A 2,021-nucleotide genomic window follows, 5' to 3' on the forward strand; every position below is an offset into this window, starting at 1 on the left:
CGGGTCTGTTAGAGCAAGAATTAGTTAAGTGCACGCAAGATATTGACGGTTCTATTGATTATGGAAATATCGATTATTTTGATGATAGTTGTCCAAAATTTAGGCTGGTAGGTGAGCTTGGCGATGTGGTGCTGGAATGCTCAGGAGTACAATTTCAAATACGTACATAACAAGCAATTTAAGCAGACTGTCAACGCTTGGCATTTTCAGCTTGATTTAGATTCAGTGATTTAGGTGTTAAGTTTGAGTTCATTGGTAGCGTTGTCAGCTACTTAATTGGGCGTTATATTTGTTTTAAATTTCATGGGTTTAATCGGGTGGTCTGATTTTAAAATAATGTTTATCCCGTGAGATTATTGGTTGTGAAAAATGAAATTTCTTCCTTCAAATATCCATTCTTCAACCCGATTTATTCGTTGTAATTTTAGCGGTTGCCAAATCGCTGGGGTCGTATTTGAAAAAGTGCGTTTTTCATCGGTTTAATGTCCGCACCTTTGAAAGTATCGGCTTGGAAACTTGGTTTTATGTTGACGGTTAACGGGGTCATTTACGGTGAGTTTTTCTGTGTGAATGGGCTTTCAAATACTTTCAACCCTCAATTCTTTCTCAATTGAATAGCGTGAGAATCTAAAAATATAACAAGCAATTCAAGCAGACAGCCAACGCGTGGCAGTTTTACTTCTAATTTGGTTTCAGTGATTTAGGTGTTATGGTTGAGCGTATTGGTAGCGTTGTCTGCTACTTAATTGGGCGTTATGCGTTAGAGCAATAAACACACAATCAGAATGCCATTCTAAATTGTGTGTTTGCGTTCACATTTGTCCTAATTTGTATAAGTTAAAATGGTTGTATTAGCTTTAATTACGGAGTAGTACGAATGAATATCGTTGATATCTTGCCTGAAAAAGTCACGAACTATACTGGTGGTCACGAGGGCAATACTTGTTGTGGCTCTTGGGTTAAGCACTGGGAAAATAATACGGGTCGCAAAGCAGAATGTTGTTTAAATAATGACTGTGGCTCAACAGAAAATTTAGTTGGTGCTCATGTTGTTGTTCAAAGTAGCAATCTTCGGATTACCATTTTTTGCCAGGAATGTAATATCGATGGTGAAGTGCCAAAGGTTATGAAAGTCTATAAGAAAGACTTGGTGGCTGACTCTAAGTCATTTCATTGTTTACAATCAGCTTAACCACACTACGCATAACAAAGCGTTTAAGACAGATTCCCAACGCATGGCATTTTTCATTCCATCGTTGGGTTTTGTGTTTATGGTGGTATGGTTAGGTTTCGTGGTGGCGTTGCTCACTACTTAACGCGGCGTTATGCGATTGGAGGAAAAATCAATGAGAGCACCATTTCAAGTATTGGTTTTTCCATATCAAATTATTAGTGGAGAACCTCATTTTTTGATTGCACTTAGAAGTGATATGAATGTTTGGCAAGGGATCTCTGGTGGTGGCGAGGATCATGAATCGACTCTTGAGGCGGCAAAGCGTGAGTTAGTTGAAGAAACTAAATTAGTTGGTACTAATTGGAAACAACTCGACTCAATGTGCATGTTGCCAAAAGTCTTCTATGCTGGAAATGAAAATTGGGCAGAGCATCAATTTGTAGTACCAGAGTATTCTTTTTCAGTTAAGGTATTTGAAGAACCACACCTGTCTAGTGAACATACAGCATATCAGTGGTGTAGTTTCAAAGATGCTCATGAACTTCTGAAATATGATTCAAACAAAATAGCTTTATGGGAAGCGAATCAAAGGCTCAAGCTCTCGGGGTTAGAAATCGCATAACAAACAATTCAACCTGACTTGCAACGCGTGGCATTTTTACTTCTAATCAGGTTTAGTGGTTACGGTGCAATGCAGAATCACCGTATTGCGTTGCTGCGCAAGTTAATTGGGCGTTATACGTTTTTTGGAGGCTCTTCATGCCAGCAAGAATTGATGAATACCTTGATAAGGTCATCAAGAATCGATTTACTGTTTCATTAATGTCAAACGCTAAATGGCGTAAAG

2 protein-coding genes are annotated in these 2,021 nt (G+C 38.5%); both read left to right on the plus strand.

Features of this window, described 5'->3' with window-relative positions; all coding sequences use genetic code 11:
* Window positions 1-877: 877 nt before the first annotated feature.
* Complete coding sequence (locus tag F0226_RS22245) at window positions 878-1,192, plus strand: hypothetical protein (RefSeq protein WP_171737672.1); 315 nt, start codon at window positions 878-880, stop codon at window positions 1,190-1,192.
* Window positions 1,193-1,346: 154 nt separating this feature from the next.
* The gene (locus F0226_RS22250; RefSeq protein ID WP_171737673.1) at window positions 1,347-1,796 is read left to right on the plus strand and encodes an NUDIX pyrophosphatase; all 450 of its coding nucleotides are present in this window, start codon (window positions 1,347-1,349) and stop codon (window positions 1,794-1,796) included.
* Window positions 1,797-2,021: the final 225 nt, after the last annotated feature.

The organism is Vibrio sp. 99-70-13A1 (assembly GCF_013114625.1).
Taxonomy (GTDB): Bacteria; Pseudomonadota; Gammaproteobacteria; order Enterobacterales; family Vibrionaceae; genus Vibrio.

Coding starts and splice junctions, on each gene's coding strand:
- F0226_RS22245 (WP_171737672.1), top strand. CDS start 878: ATGAATATCGTTGATATCTTGCCTGAAAAAGTCACGAACTATACTGGT.
- F0226_RS22250 (WP_171737673.1), top strand. CDS start 1,347: ATGAGAGCACCATTTCAAGTATTGGTTTTTCCATATCAAATTATTAGT.